The sequence below is a fragment of the Cohnella candidum genome (genome assembly GCF_003713065.1).
Classification (GTDB): domain Bacteria; phylum Bacillota; class Bacilli; order Paenibacillales; family Paenibacillaceae; genus Cohnella; species Cohnella candidum.
Genome location: NZ_CP033433.1, coordinates 4,452,924 through 4,479,842, shown reverse-complemented (window position 1 = coordinate 4,479,842; position 26,919 = coordinate 4,452,924). Strand labels below are relative to the sequence as shown.

At 53.1% G+C, this 26,919-nt stretch carries 26 protein-coding genes and 1 tRNA gene; 5 read left to right on the top strand and 22 right to left on the bottom strand.

Going from position 1 to position 26,919, the window contains the following annotated elements; genetic code table 11:
- Window positions 1–6 precede the first annotated feature (6 nt).
- From EAV92_RS20720 to EAV92_RS20685, 8 genes are all read right to left on the bottom strand, one after another.
- Complete coding sequence (locus tag EAV92_RS20720; protein WP_123042840.1) at window positions 7–435, bottom strand: SRPBCC family protein; 429 nt, start codon at window positions 433–435, stop codon at window positions 7–9.
- Window positions 436–505: 70 nt separating this feature from the next.
- Window positions 506–1,465: a sigma-70 family RNA polymerase sigma factor gene (locus EAV92_RS20715; protein WP_123042839.1), complete on the bottom strand. Its 960-nt coding sequence runs from the start codon at window positions 1,463–1,465 to the stop codon at window positions 506–508.
- An 87-nt stretch (window positions 1,466–1,552) separates the two neighbouring features.
- Window positions 1,553–2,272 carry a hypothetical protein gene (locus EAV92_RS20710; protein ID WP_123042838.1) on the bottom strand — a complete coding sequence of 240 codons (720 nt, stop codon included), beginning with the start codon at window positions 2,270–2,272 and terminating at the stop codon, window positions 1,553–1,555.
- Between the two features lie 404 nt (window positions 2,273–2,676).
- Window positions 2,677–5,334: a tyrosine-protein kinase family protein gene (locus EAV92_RS20705; protein ID WP_123042837.1), complete on the bottom strand. Its 2,658-nt coding sequence runs from the start codon at window positions 5,332–5,334 to the stop codon at window positions 2,677–2,679.
- A 669-nt stretch (window positions 5,335–6,003) separates the two neighbouring features.
- Entirely contained in the window at window positions 6,004–6,858 is an 855-nt protein-coding gene (locus EAV92_RS20700) for a sulfurtransferase (RefSeq protein ID WP_123042836.1), read from the bottom strand.
- Between the two features lie 24 nt (window positions 6,859–6,882).
- A complete protein-coding gene (locus EAV92_RS20695; protein ID WP_123042835.1) occupies window positions 6,883–7,293 on the bottom strand; it encodes an SRPBCC family protein in 411 nt (136 codons plus the stop codon).
- 68 nt (window positions 7,294–7,361) lie between these two features.
- The gene (locus EAV92_RS20690; RefSeq protein WP_123042834.1) at window positions 7,362–8,387 is read right to left on the bottom strand and encodes a hypothetical protein; all 1,026 of its coding nucleotides are present in this window, start codon (window positions 8,385–8,387) and stop codon (window positions 7,362–7,364) included.
- Window positions 8,388–8,410: 23 nt separating this feature from the next.
- Window positions 8,411–9,613 (bottom strand): MFS transporter, encoded by a 1,203-nt coding sequence (locus tag EAV92_RS20685; RefSeq protein ID WP_123042833.1) that lies wholly within the window; start codon window positions 9,611–9,613, stop codon window positions 8,411–8,413.
- Window positions 9,614–9,736: 123 nt separating this feature from the next.
- On the opposite strand from EAV92_RS20685, the gene EAV92_RS20680 reads away from it, so the two are divergent.
- Window positions 9,737–10,618: a LysR family transcriptional regulator gene (locus EAV92_RS20680; RefSeq protein ID WP_123042832.1), complete on the top strand. Its 882-nt coding sequence runs from the start codon at window positions 9,737–9,739 to the stop codon at window positions 10,616–10,618.
- Window positions 10,619–10,692: 74 nt separating this feature from the next.
- Here EAV92_RS20680 and eno read toward each other — a convergent pair whose 3' ends face one another.
- From eno to EAV92_RS20650, 6 genes are all read right to left on the bottom strand, one after another.
- Window positions 10,693–11,985: a phosphopyruvate hydratase gene (eno, locus tag EAV92_RS20675; protein ID WP_123042831.1), complete on the bottom strand. Its 1,293-nt coding sequence runs from the start codon at window positions 11,983–11,985 to the stop codon at window positions 10,693–10,695.
- 46 nt (window positions 11,986–12,031) lie between these two features.
- On the bottom strand, window positions 12,032–13,567 hold the full coding sequence (gene gpmI, locus EAV92_RS20670; RefSeq protein WP_123042830.1) for a 2,3-bisphosphoglycerate-independent phosphoglycerate mutase: 1,536 nt from the start codon (window positions 13,565–13,567) through the stop codon (window positions 12,032–12,034).
- Window position 13,568: 1 nt separating this feature from the next.
- A complete protein-coding gene (gene tpiA, locus EAV92_RS20665) occupies window positions 13,569–14,324 on the bottom strand; it encodes a triose-phosphate isomerase (RefSeq protein WP_123042829.1) in 756 nt (251 codons plus the stop codon).
- 16 nt (window positions 14,325–14,340) lie between these two features.
- Window positions 14,341–15,522 carry a phosphoglycerate kinase gene (locus EAV92_RS20660; protein ID WP_123042828.1) on the bottom strand — a complete coding sequence of 394 codons (1,182 nt, stop codon included), beginning with the start codon at window positions 15,520–15,522 and terminating at the stop codon, window positions 14,341–14,343.
- 170 nt (window positions 15,523–15,692) lie between these two features.
- A complete protein-coding gene (gene gap, locus EAV92_RS20655; RefSeq protein WP_123042827.1) occupies window positions 15,693–16,697 on the bottom strand; it encodes a type I glyceraldehyde-3-phosphate dehydrogenase in 1,005 nt (334 codons plus the stop codon).
- Window positions 16,698–16,805: 108 nt separating this feature from the next.
- Window positions 16,806–17,828: a sugar-binding transcriptional regulator gene (locus EAV92_RS20650; RefSeq protein WP_123042826.1), complete on the bottom strand. Its 1,023-nt coding sequence runs from the start codon at window positions 17,826–17,828 to the stop codon at window positions 16,806–16,808.
- Between the two features lie 232 nt (window positions 17,829–18,060).
- On the opposite strand from EAV92_RS20650, the gene EAV92_RS20645 reads away from it, so the two are divergent.
- The 3 genes from EAV92_RS20645 (at window position 18,061) to sda (ending at window position 19,751) form a co-directional block, all read left to right on the top strand.
- A tRNA-Arg gene (locus tag EAV92_RS20645) sits at window positions 18,061–18,135 on the top strand.
- Between the two features lie 562 nt (window positions 18,136–18,697).
- Window positions 18,698–19,279: an ATP-dependent Clp endopeptidase proteolytic subunit ClpP gene (gene clpP, locus EAV92_RS20640; RefSeq protein ID WP_123042825.1), complete on the top strand. Its 582-nt coding sequence runs from the start codon at window positions 18,698–18,700 to the stop codon at window positions 19,277–19,279.
- Window positions 19,280–19,490: 211 nt separating this feature from the next.
- Window positions 19,491–19,751, top strand: a complete 261-nt coding sequence (gene sda, locus EAV92_RS20635) for a sporulation histidine kinase inhibitor Sda (RefSeq protein ID WP_241158335.1) — start codon at window positions 19,491–19,493, stop codon at window positions 19,749–19,751.
- Between the two features lie 122 nt (window positions 19,752–19,873).
- Here sda and EAV92_RS20630 read toward each other — a convergent pair whose 3' ends face one another.
- Complete coding sequence (locus tag EAV92_RS20630; protein WP_123042824.1) at window positions 19,874–20,335, bottom strand: DUF2269 family protein; 462 nt, start codon at window positions 20,333–20,335, stop codon at window positions 19,874–19,876.
- 13 nt (window positions 20,336–20,348) lie between these two features.
- A complete protein-coding gene (locus EAV92_RS20625; protein ID WP_123042823.1) occupies window positions 20,349–21,077 on the bottom strand; it encodes an NAD(P)-dependent oxidoreductase in 729 nt (242 codons plus the stop codon).
- Window positions 21,078–21,219: 142 nt separating this feature from the next.
- Here EAV92_RS20625 and EAV92_RS20620 point away from each other — a divergent pair, with 142 nt between their 5' ends.
- Window positions 21,220–21,588 (top strand): winged helix-turn-helix transcriptional regulator, encoded by a 369-nt coding sequence (locus tag EAV92_RS20620; protein ID WP_123042822.1) that lies wholly within the window; start codon window positions 21,220–21,222, stop codon window positions 21,586–21,588.
- A 67-nt stretch (window positions 21,589–21,655) separates the two neighbouring features.
- Here EAV92_RS20620 and EAV92_RS20615 read toward each other — a convergent pair whose 3' ends face one another.
- From EAV92_RS20615 to EAV92_RS20590, 6 genes are all read right to left on the bottom strand, one after another.
- On the bottom strand, window positions 21,656–22,420 hold the full coding sequence (locus tag EAV92_RS20615) for an SIMPL domain-containing protein (RefSeq protein ID WP_123042821.1): 765 nt from the start codon (window positions 22,418–22,420) through the stop codon (window positions 21,656–21,658).
- Window positions 22,421–22,543: 123 nt separating this feature from the next.
- Entirely contained in the window at window positions 22,544–22,813 is a 270-nt protein-coding gene (locus tag EAV92_RS20610) for an HPr family phosphocarrier protein (protein ID WP_123042820.1), read from the bottom strand.
- Window positions 22,814–22,915: 102 nt separating this feature from the next.
- Entirely contained in the window at window positions 22,916–23,851 is a 936-nt protein-coding gene (whiA, locus tag EAV92_RS20605) for a DNA-binding protein WhiA (RefSeq protein WP_123042819.1), read from the bottom strand.
- Between the two features lie 5 nt (window positions 23,852–23,856).
- Window positions 23,857–24,843 (bottom strand): gluconeogenesis factor YvcK family protein, encoded by a 987-nt coding sequence (locus tag EAV92_RS20600; RefSeq protein ID WP_164472869.1) that lies wholly within the window; start codon window positions 24,841–24,843, stop codon window positions 23,857–23,859.
- 8 nt (window positions 24,844–24,851) lie between these two features.
- Window positions 24,852–25,742: an RNase adapter RapZ gene (gene rapZ, locus EAV92_RS20595; protein ID WP_123042818.1), complete on the bottom strand. Its 891-nt coding sequence runs from the start codon at window positions 25,740–25,742 to the stop codon at window positions 24,852–24,854.
- Window positions 25,743–25,820: 78 nt separating this feature from the next.
- A complete protein-coding gene (locus EAV92_RS20590) occupies window positions 25,821–26,771 on the bottom strand; it encodes an ROK family glucokinase (protein WP_123042817.1) in 951 nt (316 codons plus the stop codon).
- Between the last annotated feature and the right edge of the window lie 148 nt (window positions 26,772–26,919).

The window sequence follows — 26,919 nt, the reverse complement described above, 5'->3', positions numbered from 1 at the left end:
AGACGGTTACTCTGATTCTTCGGCATATCTTTTAAAATTATTTAGAATCGCTTGCCAGCCCGCCTGCTGAAACTCCACGGGGTGGGTGCTTTCGGCATCGAAAGTTTCAATGACCGTCGTCGTGTTTCCTTGATCGACGAAGGTAATATCCACTTTCCTTCCGTCTCCGATCGTGTAGGAAATCGTCTCATGTTGCTTTACTACATCGTAAGTGCCTCCAAAATCAAAGCCCATGCTGCCGTCTTTCGCTTCCATTCTTGTCGTAAACTTGCCGCCGACCCGAAGATCATTCTCCGCTCTTGGCGCGTGCCAATCCTCCGAAGCTTGATTCCACTGGGTAATGTGACTCGGCTCGGTCCAATATCTCCATACTTTGTCTACAGGTGCTTGAATGACGGCCTGCACGGTTACTTTCGTCGGGCTATTCGTTTCCATTGTGATCGACACCTCTCCGATTAGGGTTATTTCGTTTCTCACCTTTTTAGACGAATGCCGATTTCAAAATTCATCGGTGGATTTTTTCGGGGAGCCCCAACCGGGAAAATAATTTTGCGCTGATGAAGTTTTGAACGTGGAGCACTTGATTGTCTTTGACTTCAATGACGTGGATACCCCAAGGGACCAAGACGGATGGTGCCTCTTTACTCGGCATATATTGCGCCAACGCAGGATAACCACCGTTCACTTGAACCGGCAAGAATTTTGACCCCTCGCAATGCCAACGAGTAAGCCCAAAGAACTTGGACAGATCTTCTCTCCCGCGTATCCACATGGCGAATGGCGGCATAGACATGCAGCCTTCCTCATGGAACAACGCGACAAGCGCGTTGATATCGAATTGCTCGAACGCTTCCACATACCGTGAAAGAAGATTAGGATCCGGGTAGTCATCCATCCTGCTGAATTCGTCGGAACGAAGCTGCGTTCGATCCAATGTTTCCCTGGCTCTTTGCAACGCGCTGTTCACCGCTGCTGACGACATTCCTAACGTTTCCGCGATTTGTTTGGACGACCATTCGTATACGTCCTTCAAGATGAGAACGGCCCGTTGGCGCGGGGGCAACGTTTGCAAGAGCGCGATAAAGCAGAGTTGAAGGTTGTCTTTGCGAACAAGAACGTCTTCCGGATTGTCTCCGAAATGAGGGGAAGGCCAAATCCACGTCGAGTCCGGCAGCGTTTCGGTAGGTGCAATGATGGACACCGCCGGGTCGGATAGATCAACGGGAAGCATTCGGCGTTTGGCTTGTCTCAACTTATCCAAGCATAAGTTCGACGCGATGCGGTAGATCCATGTTTTAAGAGAGGACTCCTCTCTAAACGAGCTCCAGCTCTGCCACGCCCGAATGTAGGTTTCCTGAACCGTATCGTCCGCATCATCAATGGATCCTAGCATTCTATAACAGAACGACGTTAACCCCGGCTTAAAGCTCTCGAATGACTTGCTATCAAAAGCGGTCTCGTTCATCTTGGCCTCCATCTACTCCCTTACCTTGATCGAACTGGCGAACACCTGTGAAGGCGCTTAGGTTTGTGGTAGCTCATTCTATACTCGCTACATTCCATCAATCTTTTCTATTATTTCATTTCTAACTTTTATAAATGAATTATATAGTGACATCGCTAATGCTTGTAAAATATTTCTATCAGTTTGAGACATTTCATCTTGCTCCTTAATACTATTAATGAGTTCTATGTATTCATTGCACTCCTTTTTTATTTCAAATGACTTACTCTCCAAGATATGAAAAAGTAGTGGATTCTGTTCCCGTACAACATCGCCATATTTTTTGAATGATTCATCTAACCATTGCTTCATTTCATTTAAATAACTTAGTATTAATTCAAAGTTGATCTGCTCGCTCGGTACTTCATGCGTTAATTCCTTAATAATTTTAGGAACAATTGCAGCGCTGTTTGTGCTCCATATAGTATCGAAAGGAACCCATATGGAAAAGTTTTTGTTACGTTCTTGTTTTTGCACACTATCTAATGTATACCGAATACCAAGAAATGTAACAAAACCGCCAATGACTCCTCCAGCTATATTCCCCCAATAACCGATCCAATTCTCGTTTGCATAATATACATTTGCATAAAGACTTACAATGATAATGAAGATCAATCCAAGGCCGGCTATATAATAAAAGTTAATTTTTATTTTACTTTTGAGAGTCTTGTATAGCAAAAATAAACAAGTATATATTACAAAAATAATAAATAGTATCTCAGTCCATTTTAGCAATTTTGGCGTATTATCAAACAACTGGATCAACGTTTTCTCATCCTCCAGAATTTATATCCTCCATGCGCATTTTAAAGAAAATGTCTTGTTATGGTGACATAAAATTCACCTCCATCTCGTTTAAATCCTCTATAACTCGCACATAACTTCATCGAACCAAAAAAAGAAGTCCGGTAAGCACTTGTATAAGGCGTCCCGGACTTCTTTTTGTGCCTGTATTGGCATACAAATGTTTCGCCACGTTCTGAAAGCATTTCTGCAACCCAAGGTTATCCTTTAATTGACCTCTGAAATGATTAATACCTGGAAATGACTGCTGTATCGACAAGTGGTCTGTATGCAGAGCACGCTTGTTACGCGCTCTCTCGGCTCTTAATCATCCCCAGACACAATCGGGTGGCTAGAGTTAGATATGCAAAAGTAACTTTGTTAATTTATAACTTTCTTCCATGACTTCTCTTCATTCCAAATCCATGAACATACATATCTGCAAACCTGTATTGTATCTCACCTTTAACATAGTCTTCTGATACTAAACCAATATTCTTGAGAGTAGCAATAAAGTCATCTAAAGTTCTATCCATTGGTTTATAACATTCTTTGTAAATTGTTTCGATATCCTTTTTGCCGCATAACTCAGAAAAATTTGATAAACTGTCAAACACCTTCACTAGATCCGGATATTCTTCACGCAACTCTTGGCTTCTATGTTTGGCTGCACTAATTAATCCTGCGTTTAATGACTGGCTCCTAAGCAATCGATCTGAAGGTGCAGGAACATGTGCTTGATTAATATATTGCATTTCATGATCTTTGGCAGCACTTAACAAGAGACCTAAAACACGCGGAAAAGTAGTTCCCGAAGCATCTGTTAATCTCTCATGAACCCATCTTCCAACGTATTTCGAATTTCTATTCTTCTCTCGCCTAATTCCCCAAAGTATTTGAAGCGCGTCCAGGATCGCCTCTTCCGAAGCATGATCGATCTCTTGAACAGGAAAAAATTTATCAACCAACTCTTTGTACTGTGAGGAATAAAAAGATTGACGCAATGCTAGCCTTAAGAAATCTATTCGTGACCACTGCAATAATACGTCTCTACCATTAAAATGACTTTTGTTTGTGAAATTTATTCTGTCCCAAATATCTTCCCTGATGAAGATTTTAAATTTAATATTCGAGAGCTTTTGAGCGTCTACAGAACGGACAAAGTAAAATAGTCCCGACAGAACATCGTTTTGGTACGCACTTCTTTCTTGGATATCTTCATCTAAATCATCATATAGCAACCAAGTAATCTGCTCTTTCTTCTTAAATTCATCATTCAGAAATTGCATATAATCCTTTATAAGGATACTTTTTTCAATATCTGACGACAAGCTGATCAATATTAACGTATGATCGTGTGACCAAATATCATTCCTTTTCCCAACTTTTTTCAAGGCCTGATAAATTACTTCATATTTATTGTTCCGAAATGGAGGCAACTTGTTTTCCATATAGAGTCTTAATACCGAGTAGGCTCGCCACACTGCTTCCCAAGACGCTTTCTCACCTAGTTTTTCATACATGTAACGAAATTCTTCTTTTCCAGGGCGTGCAGAGAAATGTCCATGCCCTGAAATAGGTGTAATTCTATCAAGCCTTCCCTTTGCAATTGCTTTGGCATTATCAGAATACTTCAGCAACATCCAATATAAAGCGGTTTTTCCCGTTCCTTTTTGTCCGTGAATAACTGCAGTATTTTCATCAATAAATTTATCAAAGTCAGATGTTCGTTGAAAAACTTTACCCAAGTCGTTTTTTTCATCTTTCGCATCAACCGACTCAAAAACCAAAGATTCAATAATTTTCCACCTGTTTGTTCCAGATAAAATTACTTTTAGTTTGTTTTGCTCAGACCCCTCATCAATTAAATTGGCAACGGGAGCATATACGGAAAATAAATGTTCAATTGGGTAGGTCTCAGAAAGAGCTATATCAGCATTATAGTAAATTACGACCGGCTCTCCGCCATCAGTATCTGAATAAGTATCATTAGTATCCTCTTCGTAATTATTGAGTGAAACTCTAACTTTTTCCCAATATACATCTGCTCGTTTTTTTCCGTCCTTATTCGACGGAACCTTGGTAAGAACGAAATTAATAGTCTTATTACTGTTATTTTCAAGTAATTTTAACCCATCAGAAATAAGACTCAAGCCTTCATAATTCTCTTCATTAGGATACATGCAAAGAATAATATCATCTGCTGCTTCAAGGAGTGAAAAGGCGCCCCACTCATTAATACCAGTTCTGGAATCAATGAGAATTATATCTGGGTGCAACTGTTCATTCACATCATATAAGAACGTATTCCAGATTTTCTTATCACGTAATGCCGCTACCCTTAAATCGTCCACTTTTGTGATATATGAATAGTCGACAGTCCCTGCAGGAATTACAAATAATCTGCCAGGTGCATTTTCTAAATGCATTTCTCCAATAATATTTGATATATGTATGTTATATTTGTTAGCTGGTGTATAAGCTCGCTCATATAAGTAATCTACCATTCCAGAAGTAGGTTCAGGAGAAAGCTTTTTAAATAGCATGTGAAGACTAGGAGCTTCAAGATCTAAATCTACAATTAGAACCTTATTTCCTCGTTTAGCTAATATCGCTGCGACGTGTACTAAAGCAGTAGTCCTACCCACTCCTCCCTTATAAGAATAAAAAGCAACTGTTCTAATATCTGGTGAATTTTTACTTGAATCTATACCTTCAGTTTGTTCGTCTTCATTTTGAACCATCGAAGCTAAGTCGCCCCATGATTTCGGGGTTCCCTCTACATTCTTTGAAGTGCGGGTAATATCTAATTCTTTCGCTTCGTTAACGGTAAAAATATAAATAAATCCAAACTCATAGCTAGTATCTAAAAGTTGAATAAGATCATTCATTCGCTCTGATTGATTCATAGAAGAAAAATAATCACTTACAATTGTAATATTTAATAATCCAGTCGGCGAAAATTCAAGTTCAATCCATTCCCGCTCAGAGCTCACATATCTTTCGGACAGAAACTCTGTAAGGCGCTTCCTATTTGAATTCATCTGACCAACTACTTTCTTAAAGAGTTTTTAAATTGACTATTAACCATTGTAGCAACGTTTTATATGATTTATACCAATGTTCGTAATCCATTAATGTAGGCTCAACCCCTTGGTAACGCCATTGAACATAATGTTTTCCACATGGCTGTTGCACATCTCTTATTAATTGCATGACATTCGAATTAGAATTTGCCCTTGATTGCAATCTCATCATGAGATTTATCAATCCATAAATCCTATGGCCTGGGTTGGTTATTACTTGCCCTGAAACTACACTTCGTTCATCCCAGCTACTGATGCCATGGTACTTGAAGCAAGCATCTTTCAACATGCACTCAATAGTGAATCCTCCCAAGTGCATTGAAGCAATCTGTCGGTTCGCATTATACAAATGCTTAGTGTCTAAGCATCTGCTTATAAAGGCTGCTGGGTAGTCGTCCATTTATACCACCTGTACGTCTTATATTTCTGTATAAATTCTACATTTCCATTTGTTTTACCTTCTTAATCTAGATCGCTACGCAGTAACCTTCAAGTGGATTTCGGTTATTTGGAAATCGTTAACAGTGATCGGATCCTAATACACAATTGTTGATACAAAGTTGATTAAAAACTTAAAAATACAGAGCTAGAGAGCTCTGTACTTAGTAATTAACATGCTACTTTATGTCATTTCGCTCTATAATCTTCATCACCGTTAGTAATCGGATTATGTATATACGAAATCCAATCGCTCCAACTACCCACGTACAACCGCACATTCTGGAATCCCGCTTCCTCCAGAGCTAGCACGTTCGGGCAAGCCGAAACACCTGATCCACAATAGACGATGATGCTTTCCTCTTCCTTCAGATCCCCGAATCGCTCGCGCTGCTCCTCCGCGCTTTTCCACGCGCCATCTGCGCCCAAAACATCCTTCCAAAAACGGTTCTTCGCCGTCGGGATATGGCCCGCTTTCTTGTCGATCGGCTCCATCTCGCCGCGGTAGCGTGGTGCTTCACGGGAATCGATCAGCACGTCGGTTCCTTCCTGCGATGCGCGCCGAACGTCCTCTACGCTGGCCAGCATCTCTGGATGCAACTGTGCCTCGAACGTTTTCGGGAACCGCACCGGCGGAGCGGCATTTGTCACCGGATAGCCCGCACTCTTCCACGCGCTGAACCCTTGATCGAGTACATATACTTGCTCGTGACCAAGATAACGGAGCAGCCACCAGAAACGAGAGGCCATCATGCCGCCTTGATCGTCATACGCTATGACGCGCACGTTCCGATCGATGCCCGCCTTGCCCAGTTTCTGCACTAGTTCATTGATATCCGGCAACGGGTGGCGACCGCCATGTTCGCCTACCGGCGAAGACAAGTCCCGCTCCAGATCGAAATGCACCGCTCCAGGTATGTAGCTTTCCTCATAAGCGTGACGGCCGGCATCGGGCTGGCCAAGCTGGAACCGACAGTCTACGATCACCATATCGGGTTCGTACAATCTCGCAAGAAGCCATTTCATCGTCACAACGTTACGCATCGGGACACACCCTTTTCATCGTATTTATAACTTCTCCGCCATCTTCCCCAAAATCACTTCCATCCGAACCTTCATCAGCGCTCGTGTCTGAGGGCCATCGAGATGCTCCTGATGGAATGCGACAGTCGTTCTGTCCTCATGAATCGGCAGCAAACGGATCTGCAGCGTGGATGCCTTCTCCCAGCCCGGTTTCTGCCAGGTGAGCCGCAGTTGCTGGAGCGGCTTCACCACCCGCATCTGTCCGCTCGTGCCATCTCCGCACCGATACTCCGCCCCTGGCTCGAGATCGACCTGCTCGATATCCCCCAGCCACAACTTCAGACCTTCGGGCGAGACTAAAAAATCCCATGCCTGCTGTTGCGACACGGGTAGCGTTCTCCGGACTCCAATTTGATAGCCTGCCGATTGCGTCAGCCCCACGGATTTGGCATCCATCTGCGATCTCTCCTTGAATTCCCTCATTTCTCCATCTAGTAAAATCGTAAGCGTAGCCTCTCTAGAAGTCAATCCGGCAGCGGATAGCCCAGCTCGTCCAGAGTTCTCTGGATCTCCCTATCCACCTTGGCCTTCCCGGTCGCGAAAGTGAAGAAGCTCAGCGTTTCCGGTCGCCGCTGCTGAATGAAAGTTTCAAAATCCACCGCCATCTTAAAGAGCACCAGCTTCCGCAAGGACGGCAGGTTCTCCAAGCCGGTGAACGACGATAATGTTTTGCAGTTCACGATCATGATATCTTCCAACCGTTCAAGCAGCGCATCGAAATGCAACTCCGTAAGCCGGGGCTGATCCTCGATCCGCAGCTCCCGAAGCGCTTTGAAGTTACCCAGGTTCGCGAAGCTGCTGAATCCCACAACCCTGTCGATCCTTAAATATTCAATTCCGATCTCCCCGATTTCGTCGAGGTTCTCCCTGCCCCCGCCCAGCAGAATTAGCCTCTTAAGACGACCCAGCCGGTTCACGAAATCGAGCGGAATCCTCCCGCCCAAATTCAGCGATAGCGTCTCTAGCTCAGCGACATACCCGATGGCATCTGCGTTTTTAACCTTGCCTCCCGCATGAAGGGTATGCAGCTCACGAAACTCCTTTAGGTACTCGACGTTGATCGTTTTCTTCTCGCTGTGAACGCCCAACTCCCCCAAAGAGCGCAAGTTATCCGACCGCAAGATCTCCGGATCCTCCAGCTCGTAGACGTTGAGATTCAGCCGATACAGGTGCTCCAACCGCGCTAGCTCTTCCGTGTGCGACACCTCGGCCAAACAGTCCAAGTACAGGGATTTGACGCGGGGGATAAGCAGCAACGTGCGAAAATCAAACGAACTGGAGTAGTGGCCATAAAAACGTACGGTGAGGCGGTCATCAAGCTTCGCGCACAGTTCGTCCAATTCTCTAAGAATCTCGTCCGTATAGACGGGCCGTGAAAACTGAACGGTGATCGAATGCCCGTCGTTCCAATCCTTCTCAAGGGAAGAGCGGTCGATGAATGGCGGATTGTCGATCCGAATCTGTTCTCTCTGCTGTTGATCGGGTGCCATTTGGCATTCACCTCTAGAATCCATTATCTCGCTTTTGCACCTATCATACGCGCCCCATCATCTTGCACCCGCGATTTCGGGGCCGTTGCCGCGAATTGAACCGCCATCATCAGCACGATGATCACTCCCATTCCCGCCATGGCGTACACGAAGCTGCCGGTCGCATCATGAATCCATCCCAGCAGGATGGGACCTGTGGCACCGATCACGTATCCGGCAGACTGCACCATCGCGGACCAAGCGGCGGCTTCGTGGGCATTATTCGCGGCATCGATAGGCAGCAGAAGGTTGATGGAAAACAATCCGCCGGCGCCGATCCCGATACTTGCGGAAGCGACCCAGGGTTCCGCGTGCAAGGCAAGCAACAGCAGTCCGGCCAACTCGAGCGAACCGGAGACGATCAGCCACAAGCGGCGGGACGGGAATCTCTTCAACAAAATCGGGAGCGCCAGACTGACAGGAATCTGAATCACGACGAACACGGTCAAACAAGTCGCGGCGTAAGTTTTGGCGTATCCCATTCCTTGAATCATTTGAGGAAGCCATGCCGTAAACGAGTAGAACAGCATCGCCATCAAGCCGAAGGAAACCGTCAAGATCCACGCTTTTCCGTTTCCCCACGGCAGCCGGGCATTCGTCCCCGCAGGGGCCGCCGTATGGGCCGATCCTTTGATTTGCCGATTCACGAACAACCACCAGACGATCGCGGCCACGAAGGCGATAATCGCCCAGAAAGCCAGGGACTGCTGCCAGGAGCGGAGACTGCGTTGCAACGGCGCGGACAGCGCGGAACCGAAAGCGGCCCCCATCGTGAGGGCAACCGTATAGACGGCGATCATGGCCGGAACGTGACCGGGAAAATGCCGTTTGATAAAACCGGACAACAGAGGCCCGATGAACGCAATCCCGATCCCGGTGATGAATGCCGAAATGAGCAGCAGGGATGCAGTATTCGCGAACAGACGGATCACGGTACCCACCCCGATGACCAACAGCGAAAACCCTTTGACCCGTTCAATCCCCCATTTTCCGCCGGCTTTCACCGCGATCGGAGAAAATATCCCCATGCACAAGACCGGAATGGAAGTGAGCAAACTGGCCAGGGCGGCGCTCATACCCAGTTCGGCTCGGATGCTGTCCAGCAGCGGGGCAATGGAGTTGATCGCCGGACGCAAATTCAGCGAGGCCAAAAATAACGCGATAACCATCAGTACGTTTTTTCTCATATCGTTCAACCTCTCGTCGGATCATTTTTTTTGGTAAACCCATCCTACTGGGATTCCAATCATTTATCAATTATATTAAAGTTATGATAATGATTTGTTTTAAAAATGATTTGGAGGCGGAAAATGGAGCTTCGGCAATTGGAGTATTTCGTGGCGGTGTGCGATGAACTGCATTTTACGAAGGCAGCGGACAAGATCGGGATCTCGCAGCCGAATCTGAGCCTGCAAATCAAATCGCTCGAAGAAGAAGTCGGAATGCCTCTATTCGACCGGATCGGCAAACGCATCGCGCTGACCGAAGCCGGCACCGTCCTGCTGAAGTACGCCCGGAACGTGCTTCAAAACCTCCAGAACGCCAGACATGAGTTGTACGAGCTTCGCCATCAACGGGGAGGGAGCCTTGGCGTCGCGGCGCTGCCTTCCGAACTGGATTACCGGCTGACCCCCATGTTCATTGAATTCAGCAAGCAATACCCGAACATTAAGCTGAAAATCGTCGCGGAGGTCGAAGTGGCCGACCTCGTGCTGAGCAACGGCATCGATATCGGGATCTCCGTGACGCCTTTGTACGACAGCCGGCTGGTCATCCGTACGCTCAACCGGGAGGAGTACGGCCTGGTCGTCCCGAAGGATCATGAGCTGGCCGCACGTGCATCCATTTCCTTGGACGAGCTCAAAGAATTGCCCATCATCATGTATCCGAGAGGTTTTTGGGGACGGGAGTTTATCGAGAACCATTGCCGGCAGCGCGGGTTCCAGCTGAACGCCGTGGTCGAAACGTCCTCCAACCCCTCGCTCTTCACATTCGTCAGGGAGAATATCGGGGTCACCATTCAATCGCAATCGCTCGTCGCCTCCTACGATCAGATGCAGCTGCGGTTTATCCCGATCCGTGAAGATCCGCCCATCCGGGAAATGAGCATTATCTACCGGTCGGATAAATATTTGAGTCACGCGGCCCGAGCCTTCATCCATTTCGCGGAGGAACGGTTGAAGACGCAATAATCCACGTTGAAAATGAAAAAGAAGGCAGGGAACGGGGATCCGTTCCTCTGCCTTCTTTCGTGCTTGTACGATTCTTATTTCAGGCCGCGCAGGTTGTAGAATGCGGTTTTGCCGCCGTAGATCGCGGTCGTTCCCAGCATGTCTTCGATGCGGAGCAGTTGGTTGTACTTGGCCACGCGGTCCGTACGGGACGGAGCGCCGGTTTTGATCTGGCCGGCGTTGGTCGCAACGGCGATGTCGGCGATCGTGCTGTCTTCGGATTCGCCGGAACGGTGGGAGATAACGGCCGTGTAGCCGGCGCGTTTCGCCATTTCGATCGCGTCGAACGTTTCGGTCAGCGTGCCGATTTGGTTCACTTTAACCAGGATCGAGTTGCCCACGCCGCGGGAGATACCATCTGCCAGACGCTCGGTGTTCGTAACGAACAGGTCGTCGCCGACGAGTTGGACTTTGCCGCCCAGTTTCTCGGTCAGCAGCTTCCAGCCTTCCCAGTCGTCTTCGGAGCAGCCGTCTTCGATCGAGATAATCGGGTATTTGTCTACCCAGCTCGCGAGCAGGTCGACGAACTCAGCGGACGTGTAGGATTTGCCTTCGCCTTCGAGGTGGTATTTGCCGTCCTTGAAGAACTCGGTGGAAGCGACGTCCATGCCCAGGAACACGTCGACGCCCGGCTTGTAGCCAGCTTTCTCGATGGCTTCGATGATCGTCGAGAGCGCTTCTTCGTTGGAGCCCAGGTTCGGTGCAAAACCGCCTTCGTCGCCTACAGCCGTGTTCAGGCCTTTGGCTTTCAGAACGGATTTCAGAGAGTGGAAAATTTCAGCGCCAGCGCGGAGAGCTTCCTTGAAGGAAGGCAGGCCGACCGGCAGTACCATGAATTCTTGCACGTCGACGTTGTTGTCGGCATGCGCGCCGCCGTTGACGATGTTCATCATCGGAACCGGCAGCGTTTTGGCGTTGAAGCCGCCCAGGTAGTGGTACAGGGAGATGCCCAGAGCATCGGCAGCTGCGCGGGCAACAGCCATGGAAACAGCCAGGATCGCGTTCGCGCCCAGGTTTCCTTTGTTCGGCGTGCCGTCCAATGCGATCATCGCACGGTCGATGGCGACTTGGTCGATGGCGTCGAGGCCGATGACTTCGGGAGCGATTTTCTCGTTCACGTTGTCGACGGCGTTCTGAACGCCTTTGCCGAGGTAACGGGATTTGTCGCCGTCGCGCAGTTCTACGGCTTCATAAGCGCCGGTGGAAGCGCCGGACGGCACGATGGCGCGGCCGAGGGCTCCGGATTCCAGGCGGACTTCGACTTCCACGGTCGGATTGCCGCGGGAGTCGAGTACTTCGCGTGCATAAACGTCGGAAATGATGGTCATGCTTCGACACTCCTCTTGCGATTGGATTTTGGTATTGCTCTTAACGCTATTGTATCAGACTTGCGCCCGTCATTTCTTTCGGCTGGGCAAGCTCCAGCAGCTTCAGCAGCGTCGGGGCCACATCGGCCAGGATGCCGCCGTCGCGCAGGGTGACGCCTTGCTTCGTCACGATGCACGGCACCGGGTTGGTGGTGTGCGCCGTGAACGGACGGCCTTGATCGTCGATGACCATGTCGGCGTTGCCGTGGTCGGCGATGATGACGGCTACGCCGCCTTTGGCGAGAATCGCGTCGACGACTTTGCCGAGGCACTCGTCCGTCGCTTCGACCGCCTTGATCGTAGGCTCCAGCATGCCGGAGTGGCCGACCATGTCGGGGTTCGCGAAGTTGAGGATGATGGCGTCGTGACGCTCCGCCTCGATTTCCTTCACGGCGGCGTCGGCCACTTCGTACGCGCTCATCTCCGGCTGCAGGTCGTACGTGGCGACCTTCGGCGAATTGATGAGGATGCGCGTCTCGCCTTCCAGCTGGACATCGCGTCCGCCGCTGAAGAAGAATGTGACGTGCGGATATTTCTCGGTTTCGGCGATCCTCAGCTGTTTCTTCTTGTTTTGCACAAGAACTTCGCCGAGCGTGTTGTCGAGGTTCTTCGGCTTGTAAGCCACGTACCCGCCGACCGTCTCGGAGAACAGCGTGAAGCAAACGAAGTACAAGTTTTTCGGGAATTTATCGCCCCGGTCGAACCCGCGGAAATCTTCGTTCGTGAACACGTTCGACAGCTGAATCGCGCGGTCCGGACGGAAGTTGAAGAAAATGACCGCGTCCTCGGACTCCACCAAGCCCACCGGCTTGCCGTTCGCATCCACGATGACCGTCGGCATGACGAACTCGTCCATAACCGACTTCTCGTAGGACTCCTTCACGGCTTGGATCGGGTCGGTGTAGGTCGGGCCTTCACCGTAGACCATCGCGCGGTAGGACTTCTCGGTCCGTTCCCAGCGCTTGTCGCGGTCCATGGCGTAGTAGCGGCCTTGGACGGTCGCGATTTTACCGACCCCGATTTCCTGGATTTTGGCTTGCAGCTGCTGCAGGTAGCCGATCGCGCTGTCCGGAGCGACGTCGCGGCCGTCCAGGAACGCATGGATGTACACTTCGCTCAGCTCTTCTTTCTTGGCCAACTCGAGCAAGGCGAACAAATGCGCGATGTGGCTGTGCACGCCGCCGTCGGACAGCAGGCCGTAGAAGTGGAGCTTCTTGCCGTTCTTCTTCGCATGTTGAACGGCGCCGATCAGCGTTTCGTTCTCGAAGAAATCCTGATCGCGGATCGATTTGGTGATCCGGGTCAGGTCCTGGTACACGATCCGGCCGGCGCCGATGTTCAGGTGGCCGACCTCGGAGTTGCCCATCTGGCCTTCCGGCAAGCCGACGGCTTCGCCTTGGGCGGTCAATTGCGTATGCGGGAACGTCGACCAATAACGGTCGAAGTTCGGTTTCTTCGCTTGCGCCACGGCGTTGCCGTGCGTTTCCTCGCGGAGGCCGAAGCCGTCGAGGATGATGAGCGCGACCGGTTTGGGAGCGGACATCTTACTTCGCCCCCTCGACCAGCGCCACATAGGATGCGGGCTCCAAGCTTGCGCCGCCTACGAGCGCGCCATCGATATCGGATTGCTGCATGTACTCGCGGATGTTGTTCGGCTTCACGCTGCCGCCGTATTGGATGCGGACTTGGTCAGCGGTTTCGGCGTCGAACAGGTCGCGGATCACGCCGCGGATGTAGCCGATGACTTCGTTGGCGTCTTCCGCCGTCGAAGATTTGCCCGTGCCGATCGCCCAGATCGGTTCGTAGGCGACGACGACGTTAGCCGCTTCGCTGGCCGACAGGCCGTTGAATGCCGCTTCCGTCTGCACGCGGCAAACGTCCTTCGTCTGGCCGGCTTCGCGCTCTTCGAGCTTCTCGCCGACGCAGACGATCGGGATCAGGTGATGGCGGAAAGCCGCATGGACTTTCTTGCTCACGATCTCGTCCGTTTCCGCGAAGTAAGCGCGGCGCTCGGAGTGGCCGATGATGACGAAGTCCACGCCGAGGTCGTTCAGCATGATGCCGCTGATCTCGCCCGTGAATGCGCCATTGTCCTCAAAATGGAGGTTTTGCGCGCCGACTTTGATCGACGTGCCTTTCACGGCTTCAACGAGTGCCGGAAGAGCGGTGAACGGCGCGCAAATGACGCTCTGAACGCCTTCGACTTCCGCCTTGCCCTTCACTTCGGTGACGAAAGCCTTCGCTTCCGCAGCCGTTTTGAACATTTTCCAGTTGCCTGCAATGATCGGGGTTCTGCTCATCGTATCATCACTCGCTTTACTTGTCGTTCAGCGCTACGACGCCAGGAAGGGCTTTGCCTTCCATGAACTCGAGCGACGCGCCGCCGCCGGTGGAGATATGGTCCATCTTGTCAGCCAACTTGAACTTCTCGGCCGCAGCCGCGGAGTCGCCGCCGCCGATAACCGTGTATGCGGAAGTTTCGGCGCAAGCTTGCGCTACCGCTTTCGTACCGCCTGCAAACGCATCGACTTCGAAAACGCCCATCGGTCCGTTCCAAACGACCAGCTTGGAGTTCTTGATGACGTCGGCGTAGATTTCGCGGGTTTTCGGCCCGATATCGACGCCTTCTTTGTTCGCGGGGATGCCGTCGGTGCCGACGATTTCCATGTTGACCGCTTCCTTGAAGCTTTCGGAAACGACAATGTCCACCGGCAGGTACAGGTTTTTGCCCATCTTCTTCGCCTTCTCGACGAACTCTTTCACCGTTTCCAGCTTGGAGTCGTCGCACAGGGAGAGGCCGATTTCATGACCTTCGGATTTGAAGAACGTATAGGAAATGCCGCCGCCGATGATGATGTTGTCCGCGATCTCGATCATTTTGTTGATGACGTCGATCTTGTCCTTCACCTTGGAGCCGCCGACGATCGCCGTAAAAGGACGCTCCGGATTGTTCAGCGCTTTGCCGAGTACGTCCAGCTCTTTCTCCATGAGAAGACCGGAAACGGCTGGCAGATGGTGGGCAATGCCTTCCGTCGAAGCGTGCGCACGGTGAGCGGCGCCGAACGCGTCGTTCACGAACAGGTCCGCAAGCTCTGCAAAACCTTTCGCCAGCTCCGGATCGTTCTTTTCTTCGCCCGCGTGGAAACGGACGTTCTCAAGCAGCAATACGTCGCCGTTCGCCAAAGCATCGGCTTTCGCTTTTACCGCAGCGCCTACGGACTCGTCGGCTTTTTGAACCGGCTTGCCGAGCAGCTCGGACAGGCGGGCAGCGACCGGCGTCAGGCGGAGCTCTTCGACGACTTCGCCTTTCGGACGGCCCATGTGGCTCGCGAGGATGATTTTGGCGCCATTTTCGATCAGGTAGCGGATCGTCGGCAGCGTTTCGCGGATGCGCGTATCGTCCGTGATCGCGCCGTTCTCGAGCGGCACGTTGAAGTCGACGCGGACGAACACCTTTTTGCCCGTCACCTGGACGTCTCGTACGCTTTTCTTGTTCATGAACGGATTGCCTCCTCATTACAACGATTAACCCCACCGGGGGAAGGCGGGCTCCTGGAGGAGTCCGCTTCCTGACCGCTGGGTCTTGCGGGAGTGCTGATAAGTAAAGGGTGTCCCGGCATTGCTAGGCAATCCGGGACGGTATGATCTCTATGGTAGGCGTTTAGATATTACAGGCCTTTGGAAGCGATGAAAGCAGCCAGGTCGACGACGCGGTTGGAGTAGCCCCACTCGTTGTCGTACCAGGAAACGACTTTCACCATGTTGCCTTCGATGACCATCGTGGACAGCGCATCGATCGTGGAGGAAGCCGGGTCGCCGTTGTAGTCGCTCGATACGAGCGGCTCGTCGGAGTAGTTCAGGATGCCTTTGAGCGCGCCGTTAGCGGCGTCTTTCAGAGCAGCGTTCACTTCGTCGACCGTGACGCTTACTTTCAGCTCGGCAACGAGGTCCGTAACGGAAACGTTCGGAGTGGGAACGCGGAAGGACATGCCGTTCAGCTTGCCTTTCAGCTCAGGCAGAACGAGGGAAACGGCTTTCGCGGCGCCCGTCGTCGAAGGGATGATGTTCTCTGCGGCAGCGCGAGCGCGGCGCAGGTCTTTGTGAGGCAGGTCGAGCACTTGCTGGTCGTTCGTGTAGGAGTGGATCGTCGTCATCATGCCTTTCACGATGCCGAACTTGTCGTTCAGGACTTTCGCGAACGGAGCCAAGCAGTTCGTCGTGCAGGATGCGTTGGAGATGATCGTGTGTTGAGCCGGGTCATACTTGTCTTCGTTAACGCCGAGAACGACGGTGATGTCTTCGTCTGTAGCCGGTGCGGAGATGATGACTTTCTTCGCGCCGCCTTTCAGGTGAAGGGAAGCTTTTTCTTTAGCGGTGAAGATACCCGTCGATTCGACGACGATTTCAGCACCTACGGATGCCCAAGGCAGGTTGCCCGGGTCGCGCTCTGCGAACACTTTGATCGTTTTGCCGTTGACGATCAGGGCGCCTTCGCCTACTTCAACGGTTCCGTCCAGACGACCATGCGTCGTGTCGTACTTGAGCAGATGAGCCAGCGTGTTTACGTCCGTCAAATCGTTGATCGCAACGATTTCGACGTTCGGGTTGTTCAGGGATGCGCGAAACACGTTGCGGCCGATGCGACCAAATCCGTTAATACCGACTTTCACCATAAGGGGTGTGCCTCCTCAAAGACATGATTTTTTTGATCTATGACAGGCGTCTAAAACGCCAAGACCACACATGTAACATTAAACTTCGGGGGTAATCGCGTACCATTTTCAGATGTGTTGCAGGGCTTCCAATGCGGCCGCTTCGTCGGTGACGAGCACGTCGTCGTGTCCGAAGCGCAGCACCGATGCGATCGCTTCTCCTTTGCTCTTGCCGCCGGCGATTCCGATGACGACTCCCGCCGCCTCGATGTCATCCAGCCTCAAGCCGGCCGTAGCCATACGGTGAACCACCTTGCCGTCCCGGTCGAAGTAGTAGCCGAACGCTTCCGCCAGCGCGCCGTCCGATCGGATTTCCTCCATCGTACCGGCTTCAAGCTTACGTCTGCGTGCCATTGTCATCGCGTCGCCGATTCCGTGCACCACGATGCGGGCGCTGCGGATCATGTCGACGACTTCCCGGACGCCGGGCTCCTGCATGATCGTCTGGTAGGCTTCTTCGCTCAGGTGATCCGGCACGTGAAGCATCCGGTATCGAGCGCCTGTCCGTTTCGCCAACTCCGAAGCGATCGTGTTCGCCTGATAATCCACGCTTTCGCCGAGGCCGCCCCTAGCAGGTACAAACCAATTGTCCCGCTGCTGGTTGGGCATCGTGAACTGCGAGGCCATGCGAAACATGGTCGATCCGCCCATCACCGCGACGACGTCCCCGGGGGACATGCTGTCGCGAAGCACCCTTGCGCCTGCGCGCCCGATTTCGAGCTTCACGTGCTCCGATTGGTCCGAATCGCCGGGTACGATGACGACCCGCTTCAATCCGAAAGCCGCGCGCACGCGCTCCTCGAGGTCGGACAAGCCGAACATCTCTTTGACGAGCGGCTGCATTTCATCCACCAGCTGGCGTCCCGCTTCGCTGAGCGTCATGCCGGACGTGCCGGTTTCGAGCAATCCTTGGGCCCGAAGGATCTCCAGCTCCGAACGCAGCACCCGTTCCGTCAGGTCGACCTCGGCCGCGAGCGACCGCCTGCCGATCGTACCGGACGTCGAGATCCGGTGCAGGATCTCGTACCGCTTCTGCAGGATCTGCATCAGATCCGGCAAGAGCTTCTTCTGGATCTCAAGTAAATGGCGCATTCTTTCCGCTGGCCCTCCTGATGAACGATGGATGGTTCGGGATGAATGCAAGTCGTGCTGGACTAAAAATGTCCCGCAGGTCCTTTTCTGGTCCCACCATTATCATATCCCATCGGAGGGCGTCTTGCAAGATGGCGAATTCCCCGTATCGTCAAATTTACCAGGCCGAAGCTTCTTGCTTTTTGCCTCGGCATCGCCTATAATAACTTTTGCTGTCCTTGATTGATGTCATGCGCCCGTGGTCCAACGGATATGACGCAGGCCTCCGGAGCCTGAGATTGGGGTTCGATTCCCTACGGGCGCGCCAAATTCTAGCATACAGCACAACCGACCGTTCCATACGGTCGGTTTTTTGTTTTTTTCGACGCCGCACGCACCTTCGCCATCCGCCGAAATAAGTAAACGACGTTTACTTAAACCCCCTCGCAACCCACCATCCGCCGAAAAAAGTAACCCACATTTACTTAAACCCTCACGCACTCCCGCCATCCGACGCAATAAGTAAACCACATTTACTTAACTCCGCTCATCTCCCGCCCTCCACAACTCGAGCCCTCCCACACAATCACGATCCACCACTATCCCGCGAAGCCCCGTCCATCCACCAAACCCACGCGCACCGTCATTAGTAAAAACGCGGGTGTCCAGAGGGCGCAGCGCCTCGGAATCCCCCTTCCGGGGAAGGGGGACTTAGGGGGTTGGCGGAAGAAGTTAGGGGGAAAGCGAAAAAATGGGTATACTGAAAAAGTTACCATCCCAACACTTTGACTTTCTTTGACTTTTGATTCCGAATTGGATATGATGAGATCATGAAATGGGTAAAACTTGATGAATCAAGCGAATCATTCCGCTAAGGAGGGACTTCCCACATGAGTTTCGTACCTATGGTCGTCGAACAAAGCAACCGAGGCGAACGGGCCTACGACATTTACTCCCGTCTCCTGAAAGACCGCATCATCTTCCTCGGCACGGCGATTAACGACGTCGTCGCCAACTCCATCATCGCGCAGCTGCTGTTCCTGGCCGCCGAAGATCCGGAGAAAGACATCCACCTGTACATCAACAGCCCGGGCGGTTCCATTACTTCCGGCATGGCGATCTACGATACGATGCAGTTCATCAAGCCGGACGTCTCCACGATCTGCGTGGGCATGGCCGCTTCGATGGGCGCGTTCCTGCTGGCTGCCGGCGCATCCGGCAAACGCTTCGCGCTGCCGAACAGCGAAGTCATGATCCACCAGCCGCTCGGCGGAGCCGAAGGCCAAGCCAGCGACATCGAAATCCGCGCCCGCCGGATCCTGAAGCTGCGCGACAAGCTGAACCGTATCCTGTCCGAACGTACCGGCCAGCCGCTGGAACGCATCGAGAAGGACACGGACCGCGACAACTTCATGGAAGCCGAGACGGCCAAAGAATACGGCCTCATCGATAAAGTCATCGAGAAAATCTGATTCTGACGATCGATACGGCGCACCTCAAGCCCCCTTCCACCTTGGAAGGGGGCTTTTCATATCACGTTTTTTTATTTCCGTCAACAAAAATTCAAAACTTTGAATACCCCCTCTTTCTGTCTCGAGATCCGTGTTATCCTTTTGCAAAGAGGTTGTTCCATAAACCTCCATTTCTAGTTATCACCTAGGAACTACATAGGGGGATACCACCATGAATCAAAGGACCTATCCTTACCTCGTGACCCAGCAGTCGAACGACAGCGAATCTTACGCGCAACCCAGCGGCAGCCCGTCCGATATGCTGGCCGCCCGCCGCTTGAGCGATAAAGCATCCTTGCTTCGCCCGCTGCAAGACGAACATTTGCTGGAAGTCTACCGGGAAGCCAAGAAGATGAATCTCTCCAGCGAATTCATTGAACTGTTGGAAGAAGCGATTTCCATGCGCCAGCTCGACCATCGCCGGGAAGCATGATCCCGCGCGCAAGATCCTTCATCGATTAACGCCGCTCCGGACCGGAGACGGCGTTTTTTTCGTCCAATGCCCTGTCAAAGCCGCCCCGATAGCCCATAGAGCTTCGGGGTCGACAGGCTTCTTTAAAAGGGCTTCAAGACCATAAGCACGATTATGGCAATCATCATTGCTTGCGCCACCGAATCGAACGGCACGATCGTTCTCATCTCTTGCGTAAATTCGCGCGGGATCTCATCACCTTGTTGTTTGTTTTCGGACATCATCCGCATGATTTTCTTTACTCGCGGCTCGATCATAGCGTCGATCAAGACGATCAATAGCAACGATAACAGGATAGATAGATTCAGCCACATTTGGGTGAACCCTATCCCGCTCTCGATCATGAGCCAAACCCCGGTCGCGATAAGGACGACTCCGCCGATTTTGGGCAGGAAGGCCAGCTTGGCCGAGACATCGAAAGCATACCGCAGCTGACCTGCGGTCCTGGCGGATCTGCGGATGACGGGCACGACAAGCGCGGGGCCAATGACGGCAAACGCCGCCAATACATGAATAACGAGCAGCCAGCCAAACAAACCGTTCATACTCGTTCCCTCCTCAGCGGGCCGGAATATCGCTTCGATAAGCGAGTCCGACCCTTTTCCGTTTATACGGCCCATCGAGCTCGACATGGTTCAGCATCCAATTCGCCACGTCCTCGTAAGAGACATTCAGCTCTTGCAACCGGCTGAACAAAAGACCTGCGATATCGGACTCCGAAAGTTCCTTGATCGTCTCCGGCACGGACAAGGGCAAGGCGTCCGTCGTCGCATGAAGACGAACCGGCTCCGGGTGCCAGGTCGAATCGACCATCGTTCCCGGGCACATCACGGACCAGTCGAGCCGAGACTGCCTCAGCCGCTCGAGGTTCCGATTGTGCGTCTGATACATGGGCGGGAAGCCGGGCAGATTATTGCCGATGAGATCGGTATGCGGAATATCCAGCAAGCCGGCTCCACCCATTAGCCATACCCGTCCGGCGAAGCTGCGGTGGTCCTCGCATTGGCTGACGATGTTATCGACGATACGAACGAATTCATCTCCTTGCTCCGCGTTTCCGGCAGCGATAATCGCGGCGTCTTGTTGCGAGAGAGCCTCGCGGACGCCGTGCGGATCCATGATATCTTGCGCAATCACGTTCACTTGCCTTGCGGTATCCTCACCTTGCTGTTCATGCAGCTTCTCGGGACTTCGAACGAAAGCGGTCAATTCATGACCCATCCGAACCCCCTGCGCCAGCACTCTCCGGCCCGTATTTCCCGTTGCTCCGAAAACGATGATTTTCATCTTTCTTGCCCTCCTTCAGAATGTTTCCTTATTTTTCAACTTTGGGTTGATTGAAGCATAACATTGCTCTAAGATCTTGATAAGAACGCACTTTCATGTCGGATACTCACTTGAAAGTAAGCAATAGGCGAGGAGGAATATCATGTTTGTCCGCGCGGAGACAGGGCAGGACAGGAAATGCCCCATCGAGACCGTGATCCAAGTCGTCGGCGGGAAATGGAAGCCCTTGATCTTGTGGCAACTGCTGGAATCCTCCAAGAGGTTCAGCGAGCTGGAGAAGTCGATTCCCGGGGTCACCCAGAAGATGCTGGCGCAGCACTTGCGGGAGCTGGAGATGGACCGGCTGGTGACGCGTACGATCTATCCATCGGTCCCTCCCAAGGTGGAATATTCGTTTAGCGAACACGGCAAGACGCTGATTCCGGTGCTGGAAGCCATGTGCGAGTGGGGAGACACTCATAACGGGCAGAGCCCGAAGCCGATTGCCGGGGCAGTGGCAAATTCGGTATAAGTCTGCTATAAACGCAAATAAGCCTCGCCTCATCCGGGCGGGGCTTATCTACGTTTAATTGCACTTGTTACATCTGATACTGAACGGTCACGCTCGCGCTGATTTCGATCTGCCCCGTCTGCACGGACGTCGGCGCCCCTGCCGAATCCGCCGAAGCGGAAGCCAATTCCTTGGCAGCGTACAACACCGGAGGCGGCGTGGACACACCCTGGACGATGTTGATGACGCCTTTCACCGTGCGCTTCGCCGAAGCCGCGAGTACGTTCGCTTTCGCGTCCGCGTTCGCCATCGCCTTCTTCAGCGCGTCCAGCTCGTATTGGTCCGCTTTCTCCGTGCCGAACTGCACGCCGTCCATTCGGTTCGCGCCTGCGGCGGACATGGCGTCCAGCAGCTTGCCGATGTCCTCCAGCTTCCGGTAGCTCACCTTCACGGAATGCGTCGCGGTATAGCCGGTCAGCTTGCGGCCCTCTTTCTCCGTGTAGTTATACTCCGGTTGCACGTAGAAACCGGTCGTCTGCACGTCTTTCTTGCTCAGTCCGAACTTATCGTAGAGCACCTTCTCGACGGCCGCGAAAGCATCCGCGTTCGCCTTCTGGGCTTCCCCTGCCGTCGCGCCGTGCGTCTCGACGGCGGCATTCACGTAAGCGACATCAGGGTCAACCTTGACCGAGCCGGTCGCGCCTACCGTAATAGTGTTCAACGCCGCCGCATTTGCCGTCACCGCCACCGATTCCGCCTTCGCGATGCCCTCGCCCCCTCGTCCGAATCCGAACCATCCAATCAGAGCAGCCGCCAATACGACAGCCGTCACCCGCCAACCTCTCGCCATCATTTCACCATGCCCCTTTCGCCGTTTGACCTATGGACGCAGTATGGACAAAAAAGGTTTCAGTTTAGCCGGGTAAAATTCCCTGAAAATGCAAAAAGCCCCTCCAGGGGCTTTGAGCGGTTAATATTATTGGTTTTCGAGCTCTTCCTTGCTGACCAGCTGCACTAAAGCGGTTACAGCTTGCTCTGCATCGGAACCTTCCGCGCTAATGGAGACCTCTGTGCCGGAGCTGATCGCAAGGCTCATGATTCCCATGATGCTCTTGGCGTTCACTTTCTTGTCGTCCTTCTCCACGAAGACGTCGGAGGAGAATTTATTGGCTTCTTGCACAAAAAGCGCCGCCGGTCTGGCGTGAAGCCCCGTTTTGAGCCGAACAACCACCGGCTGTCTCGTCATTGGAACGGCTACCCCCTATCTTTGATTCAACGCACCGCACAACATGCCATGCATGGTTTCGAACAATATTATAACATTGTTTGGAACAAAAGCGCCATACGCTTATGCTCCGCCGTTCCGGATTTTTTCCGCCCATTCGTCAAGCTTTCTCAGCCTGTGGTTGACCCCGGACTTGCTCACTTGACCCTTCAGCAGGTCGCCGACTTCCTTCAAGTTAATGTCGGGATGCTTCAGCCGGATTTCGGCCACCTCACGGAGTTTGTCCGGCAGGTTCTCAAGCCCGACTTCCTTCTGCAGCAGCTTGATGTTGTCGATTTGGCGGACCGCGGCGCCGATCGTCTTGTTCAGGTTGGCGGTCTCGCAATTGACGATCCGGTTGACGGAGTTGCGCATGTCCCGCATGATGCGGACGTCCTCGAACTTGAACAGCGATTGGTGGGCGCCGATGATGCTCAGGAATTCGATGATTTTCTCGCCTTCCTTGATGTACAGGATGAACCCTTTCTTGCGTTCGATGAACCGGGCGTTGAGATGGAACTTGTTCGCCAGATCCACGAGCGAGCGGCAATGTTCCTCATACATCGAGGCGATTTCCAGATGGTAGGACGAACCCTCCGGATTGTTGACGGATCCCCCCGCCATGAACGCCCCCCGCAGGTAGGCGCGTTTGCAGCAGGGCTTTTTGATGAGGTCCTTGTCGATGCTGGGATGGAATTGGAACCCTTCCGACGTGATGGACAGCTTTTTCAGCAGCTCCTCTACGCCTCCGGGCACCCGTACCATATAGACATTATTCTTCTTCAGCCGCATTTTCTTGCGCACCAAAAGCTCCGTCGGGACGGCAAAATGGCGCTTGAGCAACGTGTACATCCGGCGTGCGATTGCGGCGTTTTCGGTGGAAATGTCCAGCACGATGCGCTTGTTCGTCAGTCCGACCGAGCCGTTCATCCGGATCAGCGCGGACAACTCCGCTTTCTCGCAGCAGGAATCTGCATCCACCAGCGTTAATTCTTTTTTGGTCTGGGCCGCAAAAGACATCGGTCTTACTCCTTCCGAAGCATCCAATTCTCCACGAGCTGATAAATATGGTCGCTCAGCTTCGCGGCGTCATGGCGCAAATAGGTTCTGAACAAGACGAGCCGGTCCGCGATCACCTTGTACCCCCGGCGGGTCACTTCCTCCAGGTCCAGGTGAACCGCTTGGGCTCCTTGCTCGGCATAAAGATCTTGCACTTGGGGAGGGATTTCCCCATCGTTGACGATGACATAATCGAATAAATGATGGCCGATATGGGCATGAATGGCGTCCAGATGGTCGCCGACCGAATAATTGTCCGTTTCGCCGGGCTGGGTCATCACGTTGCACACGAAAAGTTTGACGGCGTCCGAGGCGACGATCGCCTCCGCCAGCTTCGGCACGATGAGATTGGGAATGATGCTCGTGTACAGGCTTCCCGGACCGATCAGGATGGCATCCGCCTCTCGGATCGCCTCGACGGCTTCCGGCAGCGGCTCCACTTGTTCCGGCTCGGTGAAGACGCGGCGGATCGCCTGGCCCGCCTTCGGGATCGACGACTCTCCGACGACGATGGACCCGTCCGCCATTTCCGCTTTCAATACGATCGCTTGGTTCGCGGCCGGCAATACGCGTCCCCGAACGGCGAGTACGCGGCTGAGTTCTTTGACTCCGGTTACGAAATCTCCCGTGATTTCGGTCATGGCAGCCAAAATCAGGTTGCCCAAACTGTGTCCGGCCAAGCCGGTTCCGCTATTGAAACGGTATCTTAGCATTTCATAAAGCAGCGGCTCGGTATCCGCCAAGGCCGTCAGCACGCTGCGGATGTCTCCCGGAGGCGGGATCTGCAGCTCTTCCCGCAGGATCCCCGAGCTCCCCCCGTCATCGGCGACCGTCACGATCGCCGTAATGTCGAGGGGTTTCTGCTTCAAGCCGCGGAGCATGACGGACAAGCCCGTTCCTCCGCCGATCACGACGATACGGGGCTTGCGGGACAGTATCTTGTTCAACTCCATCCCTTCACCTACCCTTGCCGCTCGCGCTCGGCGTCGCGGTGATGGACCCTGACCGTCTCGGTTTCGCCGACGGCCAGCATTCTGCCCAGATACTCGGCGAGCGCCACGGAACGGTGTTTGCCGCCCGTACAACCGATGCCGATGACGATCTGGCTCTTGCCTTCCTTCTGGTAAAGCGGAATCAGATACTGGAGCATATCCAGCAGCTTCTGCAGAAAGGTCTGCGTCTCCGGCCATTTCATGACATAGTCGTAGACGTCTTGGTCCTGGCCGGTTTTCGGCCGCAGCGTTTCCACGTAGTGCGGATTCGGCAGAAAACGGACGTCGAAAATGAGATCGGCGTCGATCGGGACGCCGTATTTGAACCCGAACGAGGTCACGTTGATCGAGATCGCGTTGCGGTCGAGGTTCGTGAACCGGGAGACGATTTTCTCCTTGAGCTGGGCCGGCTTCAGGCTGCTCGTATCGATGACCTGAGTGGCCCACCCCTTCAGGTCTTCCAACAGCTTGCGTTCCAGGTGGATACCTTCGAGGGGCATCCCCTCCGGCGCGAGCGGATGGCGGCGGCGGCTTTCCTTATACCGCTGCACGAGCACCGAATCGGTCGCGTCGAGGAACAGAATCTCGTATTGGATCGTGTAGTGCTCGCGGACGAAGCCCAAGGATTCCGACAAGGCCGTGAAAAACTCGCGCCCGCGCAAGTCGATGACAAGCGCGACCTTCGCGATCCGGCCCTGCGACTGCTCAATCAGTTCCGCGAATTTCGGAATGAGGACGGGGGGCAAGTTGTCGACGCAGAAAAATCCGAGGTCTTCCATGCTTTGAACCGCGATGGTTTTACCCGCCCCCGACATGCCGGTGATAATGACGAGCGTCGGCTGTGTACCGTGCAATTCCATGTCCGTATCCCCTCCTGAAATGACAGGGCGCCCGGCCGCCGCGAAGCTTGCGACGGAACAGGCGCCGTTGAAACGGATTTAGGCGTTGTGCATCAAACCGGCGGCTCCGACAACTCCGGCATTGTTGCCGAGTTCGGCCGCCACGATGTCGACACCTTCTTGCGCCTTATCCTGCGTATACTTCTGGAACACTTCGCGAATTTGGGAGAACAGGAACTCTCCCGCCTTGCTCACCCCGCCGCCGATAATGAAGCGCTGGGGGTTCACGACGACGGCGACCAGCGCCATCGACTTGCCGAGGTAGAAGGCCGCCCGGCTGACGATCCGCTGCGCGACTTCGTCGCCGTTCTTCGCCGCGTCGACGACGTCCTTCGCCATGATCGTCTCGACGAGGGACAGCGAGGTCCGATCGCCTCTCTCGACGGCGTCTTTCGCCATCCGGATGATGCCGGTCGCCGAGGATACCGTCTCCAGACAGCCGATTTTGCCGCAGCCGCATTGGATGGCTTCCAGGTCCGGCACGATCGAAATGTGGCCGAGCTCGCCAGCCATGCCGGAGAAGCCTTCGATCAGGCGCCCGCCGACGACGATGCCGCCGCCGACGCCGGTTCCGAGCGTGTAGCACACGACGCTGGATACTCCGCGTCCCGCTCCGCCCCAAGCTTCGCCGAGGGCCGCGACGTTCGCGTCGTTGTTGACTCTTACGGGTTTATTTAACGCTGCCTCCAAGTGGTCCTTCAAGGGCACGTTGGTCAGCGGAAGGTTCGGAGAAAACTTAATGAAGCCTTTGTCGAAATCCATGAAACCCGGGATGCCTACCCCAACGCCGGCGACCTGCTCCCACGTGTAAGGAGATTCGGAAACGACATGCCGGGCGTAATTGGCGATTTTGCTCAGGATCGCGTCGGTCCCTTGCTCCGTTTCGGTCGGACCTTCGTACGTTTGGAGAAGATCCCCGCTCTCGTTGCAAATGCCCACCTTGATTGCGGTACCGCCGATATCCACACCGACGTAGATTTTATCCGACATTTTCAGGCACACCTCAATGTTAAGAATACTGGCCAATTACAGGGTACAGAATCATTATAACTATAAGGCAACGGACCCCAGCGGTCAAGAAAAAGCGGGCGCGCCCGAGAGCCGGCGATAATAAAGAAAACCGGAGTTTCCTCCGGTT